Here is a 5,543-nt window from a genome sequence, read left to right on the forward strand (position 1 = left end):
TCCATCGCGCCCTATCTCGACGATCGCTGGGTCCGGTTCTTTCAGGCGACCGGCCACCCGGAAGTTCTGGAAGAAGAACGCTTTGCCGACAAGACGCTGCGGCGCATGAACATGACGCAGATGTACGAGGTGGCGGAAACCATTTTGCCGGAAAAGACGACGGCGGAATGGCTGGCGATCCTCAAACAGGCCAATGTTCCGGCGTTCCGTTGCAATCAGATCGATGAAGTGCTCAACGATCAGCACCTGAAGGCCGTCGGCCTGTTCCAGCAGCGCGACCATCCCACCGAAGGGGCCTACATCGAGGTGCGTCCCCCAGTCCGCTTCTCGGGCTTTGACTACCCCGAGCCCACGCCCGCGCCGACAATCGGCCAGCACAGCGCGGAAGTCGCTGCGGAACTCGGGCTGACGCGCCAGGCAAGCCCCGTCGATCAATGAGCCGCGCCTGACCCGGAGATGGCGGGCGACAATGCAACGCCCGCCTCAACGGCAGTGAATTGAGGATAGCCTTACGACACCCGCGACGCCGCGCCCCTGCCAGATTCAGCCCCCGGGCGCCGGGGCGCGCGGCAATCACCGTCGCGCCGCCGCCCACCCGGCGATATCCCCGGATTGCGGCCAAGAAACAGGACGCCGCCGTCACGGCGGCCCACACACCACGTCTGCCGGATACCTTTGGCGGGCCGAAGACGAGGAAACGGCCAACGACACCTACGCCATAGCCCTCCAAAATGAAGCCTGAAACCTTTTTGCAACATGCTGACAGCGGTCGCGGCCCAAATCAGCCTGGCCGCGACCGCTGATTGTCAGAGGTTTTCCTTGTAGAATGGAACGAGCTTCGCCAGCGCCTGTCCGACCGGCTCCGGCTTGTCGTAGAGGTCATAGTGCGACCAGCCTTCGAGGACGACCAGTTCCTTCTTCTTCGAAGCCGCCCGTTCGATGATCTCGCAGCCGTCGCGATAGGCGCCGAACGCGCCGACCTGATCGCCGACGATCACGCAGAGCGGCTGCGTCAACAGCACTTCCGCCAGATGGAAGGCGTCCCAGCCGACAGCCGCGGCCTGATGCGATGGCACGGAGCGATTGAGGCCGTTCGGCTTCTGGCCGCGCGGCGTGCGGTAATATTCGGTCGCTTCAAGAGTATCGCGGTCGGTGACGCCGAGCCGCCTGGCCTCGTCCGGCGACGGCGGCAGCAGGTCATCGACCTTGACCGCCTCGCCGCGGGCTTCCGCCGTGCGCTGCCTGGCCATGGCCTCCAGCGCGGCGATCGGGTTGAGCGCGGTGAAGTTGCCGCGCATCAGGCGGCCATAGTTCGCGCCTGTGACGGCGCTGACCGCCTTGATGCGGCGTTCGGTCATCGCGGCGTTAATCGCGTAACCGCCGCCGCCGCAGATGCCGAGCACGCCGATGCGATCCTCATCGACGTAAGGTAGCGTCACCAGATAGTCGGCGACGCGGCGGAAGTCTTCGACCGCCTGGGTCGGATCTTCGATGGAGCGAGGCTCGCCGCCGCTGGCGCCCTGGAAGCTGCGGTCGAAAGCGATGACGACGAAGCCTTCCTTCGCCAGCGCCACGCCATAGACATTGCCCGATGTCTGGTCCTTGCAGCTTCCGATCGGATGCGCGCTGATGATGGCCGGATATTTCTTCGAAGTGTCGAAGTCCGGCGGGAAGTGGATATCGGCGGCGATATCCCAATACATGTCGTGATTGCGGATTTTGACGGTTTTCATGGTCCGATCTTCCTGCTTTTGGGTTAGAAGAGCGCTGTTACCGGCCCGCGAAGAGGCCGCCGCATTCACATGAACGCAGGCTTGTCGCCATCGGCGCCGGGCTTGTTGACGCCGATATTGCGGTTGCCGAGCGCGCCTGGCGCTTCGATCAGTTGGACAACCAGGGCCGCCACGCTCTTGCGCGCGACTTCGGTGCCCTTGAAGCGTTCATTGCGCTCGGTGATCTCGTAGTCGATCTCGTCGGCGTCGGTCAGCCAGGCCGGGCGCAGCACGACGTAGTCCAGCCCGGATGCTTCAATGAGGTCGGCGGCCTTGCGATAGGGAGGAAGATATGCACCGATTTCCCGGTTGTTCCATTCGCCGAACCTGCCGGGAACTTCGTCATAAATGCCCAACGTCGTGCAGAAGATCAGCTTGCGGACGCCGGCATCTTTCATGGCGGTAATGATGGCTTGCGCCTGGGCGTCGACGTCGCCGGCAAGGTTGGCGTAAACCACATCCTGGCCGACCATGGCCTCCTTCAGCCTGGCGGCGTCGTGCACATCGCCTTCGACGACGCGGGCGTTGGCAGGGACATCGCGGCCCAGCTTCCTGGCGTCGCGGAGGAACAGGGTCATTGCTGCGTCATTGCGCTCAGCCAGCATATCGACCACATGCCGGGCGATCTGCCCGCTGGCGCCGAGGATCAGGGTTTTGGTCATCGATTTATCCCCCGCTTTGCTGCCGCCGCGCCGGGCAGACAGACCATCGCTTGTCACCTGATTTAAATAGACAGCTGGACGCGGGAGAGAATGCCGGCATATCTACATTCAATATGAAGCCTGACTTAAAGATGTAGCTCGTGGATCGAAACCTTTTGCCCGCCATCGCCGCCTTTGCCGAAGTGGCCCGCGAAGGCAATTTCACCCGCGCGGCGGCGAAACTCGGCATTACGCCCTCGGCCCTCTCCCAGACGATCCGCGCTCTGGAAGAAAAGCTCGATATCCGCCTGCTCAACAGATCGACCCGCTCCGTCTCGGCGACCGGGGAGGGGCGCGTACTGTTGGCGCAGATCGATCCAGGCCTCGCGGCCATCGCCCACGCCGTCGGCGCGCTTCAGGACGCGCGGCGTCGGCCAACGGGCGAAGTGCGCATCAACAGCTCACGGATCGCGGCAAGTCATCTTCTGTTGCCGCATCTGGCGGAGTTTCACCGGCGCTATCCCGATATCCGGCTGGAAATCGTCGTTGACGACGAATTTGGCGATATCATCCGCGAAGGCTGCGACGCCGGCGTGAGGCTGCGCGAGGATGTAGGAGACGGCATGATCGCCGTGCCGCTCTGCCCACCCATCTCGCTGGCGGTGGTCGGCTCTCCGGCCTATTTCGCGGCCAATCCCGCACCGGCCAAACCGACCGATCTTGACAGGCACAATTGCCTGGGCCTTCGCCATGGCATGAGCAGCACCATTGCAGGATGGGAGTTGACCGACCCGGACGATGGACACAGCTTCCTCATCCAGCCGCAGGGCTCGTTCGTCGTCAACAATGACGACATGGTGTTGAACGCCGCCCTGCAGGGCGTCGGCCTCGCCATACACATGGACTTCGCCGTGCGCCGCCATATCGAGGCAGGTAATCTGATCCGGGTTCTGGAGGACTGGTGCCCGCCCTTCGACGGATTCAATCTCTACCTCGCCACCCGCGAACAGATGCCGCCGAAGCTCCGGGCCGTGGTCGATTTTCTGACTGAAAAGCGACGCGCGGCAACCGCTGGAGGTCAGCGCCCAACCGCCTGACGGCAAGCTGTATTATGATTGCCCTTGCGGATTGCCGACACCTGGCCACAGAAATCTTAATCGATGTTTCGCGCACATCCGTGGGCCATTCTGCCTGGCGCGAGCCCCTTGCCCACAGGCCACTGCCCCAAAAGGCGCTATCCATCTGATAATTAAAGAGGGCAATTTGTGCGGCAACCGGCGGTGTGGCGGATGGGGTGTCCTATAAATCTACTGCCTAAGATGCTGATAACAATCACATAAATTTCCAGAAATCCTTGTATCCTAACAATTATCCTAGAACTCAAAAATGTATCCAGCCTGACAAGGCAAAAGGGCGGCTCTCGCCGCCCAGTTCGAAGTCGGTCAACCTTTGGTCTTGCCCGGCGGCCCGTCGCCGTACGCCGGCTCTAAGCCCTCAAGGAAGCGATCGAGATCGTCGCGAAGGTAGATCGTCTTTCCTGCGATCTTCCTGGCGGTCAGCGCCCCGTTTTTTGACAGCCGGTAAAGCGTGACGCGGTGGACCCCGACGTATGCAGCGGCGTCGTCGACGCTCATGCCGCGCGGCAGGCTGCCCCGCTTATTCTCAGTCTGCTGCATGTCGCCCTCCTCCCATCACCCCTCGCCGGCGCGTCGCCTCCCGCCAGACCACAAACCCGGCCTCGACCGGGTCGTCGGCCAATGGTGACAGGCCGATCTCGTCGATCATCGCATCGATCCTCCGCCTTGAATGGAGGATTGTGGAGTGGTCGCGGTTCATAATCTGCGCCACGTAGGGCAGGCTTTTGCGGCACCGCGAGACGCCAACCCACGCAATCGTCTGCCTGGCAATGACCAGGCCAGGTTTGCGGCACGTCCCGGACACGTCAGCCCAGGATTGCCCAAACCTGACGGCAAGATGGCGGGCGGTCGCGGCGAAGTTCATCGGGTCCGTGTCCAGCACTGCCGGCCTGCTGACGTCGATGATGTCGCGGGTCTGGACCCGCATGAAGCTTCTGGCGGCCGAGGCCGCAGCAATGTCTCTCTCGGATTTGGCGCCCACGCGGGTCCGCCAGTATGGGATTGTGAGCATGGAGCCCCCTCCGCTCAGAACGGGATGTCATCATCGAGCGCGGGCCCGCCGCCGGCCGCCCCTCCGGCAGATTGGCCGCCGCGCGCGCCGGATTGCTGCCGTCCCGCATTGCCCCCACGACTATCGCCGCGACCCTCGGCGACATCGTCGTTGCGTCCGTCAAGCAGCTTGAATTCGCCGCGGAACATTGGGACCACGACCTCTGTCGAATAGCGCTCATGCCCATCCTTGTCGGTCCATTTCCGGGTTTCGATCTGCCCTTCGACGTAGACCTTGCTGCCTTTTCGGGCGTACTGCTCGGCGACTTTGGCGAGGTGTTCATTCTTGATGACGACGGCGTGCCATTCCGTGCGCTCGCGCCGCTCGCCGCTATTCTTGTCGCGCCACGTTTCGGAAGTGGCTACGCGCAGATTGACGATTTTCCCACCGCCCTGGAATGTTCTGGCCTCTGGGTCACGACCCAAGTTGCCGACCAGAATGACCTTGTTGACGCTGCTGGCCATCGTGGCCCCCTTGAATGTCTGATTTGTCGGGTCGGCGGCGTACAGACGCCGCCGATGCGCCTCAGTTCGTGACCCCGACCATGAAGGCCGGGTCGAGTGCGAACAGCAGGTCGATGATTACTGGTGCTTGGGCGCGTTTTTCAGCGTATCCTCGCTCGCTGAACCCGCCTGCGATCGCGCTGCGGAGCGCCATTGCTTCCACGGCCGCCAAGTACTCGTCGCCGCACACATCCAGGACGATGCGCCGGACCTTCTCGGCCTCTGCTGCGGTGAGGCATTTTTCTTGGTCGCCCACAAACTCCGTGCAATTCCCGCCCATTACGCCACCCCTAGTCCCGAATTAATGGCCCACTGCCACGGCAGTACGGGCACCAATGTTCCAATTTTGTTCTCGTTAATCATGGTGCGCAAATGTTTGGCGTTTTCCCCATATTCCCCTGTGGGTTGCTGTGGATTTGCGACGGATGCCTTGACCGTAG

General features: G+C 62.5%; 8 protein-coding genes. 2 read left to right on the forward strand and 6 right to left on the reverse strand.

The window, feature by feature from the left end; genetic code table 11:
* On the forward strand, positions 1–438 hold a 438-nt coding region (locus tag VMR39_RS03240; RefSeq protein ID WP_325414298.1), incomplete at its 5' end, for a CoA transferase.
* A 368-nt stretch (positions 439–806) separates the two neighbouring features.
* On the opposite strand, the gene VMR39_RS03245 is transcribed toward VMR39_RS03240, so the two are convergent.
* Both VMR39_RS03245 and VMR39_RS03250 read right to left on the reverse strand, forming a co-directional pair.
* Positions 807–1,733: an alpha/beta hydrolase gene (locus tag VMR39_RS03245; protein ID WP_325414300.1), complete on the reverse strand. Its 927-nt coding sequence runs from the start codon at positions 1,731–1,733 to the stop codon at positions 807–809.
* 65 nt (positions 1,734–1,798) lie between these two features.
* Positions 1,799–2,434 (reverse strand): SDR family oxidoreductase, encoded by a 636-nt coding sequence (locus VMR39_RS03250; RefSeq protein ID WP_325414302.1) that lies wholly within the window; start codon positions 2,432–2,434, stop codon positions 1,799–1,801.
* Between the two features lie 140 nt (positions 2,435–2,574).
* Between VMR39_RS03250 and VMR39_RS03255 the strand changes: the two genes are divergently transcribed.
* Complete coding sequence (locus VMR39_RS03255; protein WP_325414304.1) at positions 2,575–3,510, forward strand: LysR family transcriptional regulator; 936 nt, start codon at positions 2,575–2,577, stop codon at positions 3,508–3,510.
* Between the two features lie 345 nt (positions 3,511–3,855).
* Here VMR39_RS03255 and VMR39_RS03260 read toward each other — a convergent pair whose 3' ends face one another.
* The 4 genes from VMR39_RS03260 to VMR39_RS03275 all read right to left on the reverse strand — a co-directional run bounded on the left by VMR39_RS03260 (position 3,856) and on the right by VMR39_RS03275 (position 5,359).
* On the reverse strand, positions 3,856–4,089 hold the full coding sequence (locus tag VMR39_RS03260) for a helix-turn-helix domain-containing protein (RefSeq protein ID WP_325414306.1): 234 nt from the start codon (positions 4,087–4,089) through the stop codon (positions 3,856–3,858).
* Positions 4,076–4,531 carry a helix-turn-helix domain-containing protein gene (locus tag VMR39_RS03265; protein WP_325414308.1) on the reverse strand — a complete coding sequence of 152 codons (456 nt, stop codon included), beginning with the start codon at positions 4,529–4,531 and terminating at the stop codon, positions 4,076–4,078. Before VMR39_RS03265 ends, VMR39_RS03260 begins: the two co-directional genes overlap by 14 nt.
* A gap of 44 nt (positions 4,532–4,575) precedes the next feature.
* Positions 4,576–5,064, reverse strand: coding sequence for a single-stranded DNA-binding protein (gene ssb / locus VMR39_RS03270; RefSeq protein WP_325414310.1), 489 nt, complete (start codon positions 5,062–5,064; stop codon positions 4,576–4,578).
* Between the two features lie 61 nt (positions 5,065–5,125).
* On the reverse strand, positions 5,126–5,359 hold the full coding sequence (locus tag VMR39_RS03275; protein WP_325414312.1) for a hypothetical protein: 234 nt from the start codon (positions 5,357–5,359) through the stop codon (positions 5,126–5,128).
* Positions 5,360–5,543 lie beyond the last annotated feature (184 nt).

The sequence above is a fragment of the Sphingobium sp. genome, assembly GCF_035511395.1.
Classification (GTDB): Bacteria; Pseudomonadota; Alphaproteobacteria; order Sphingomonadales; family Sphingomonadaceae; genus Sphingobium.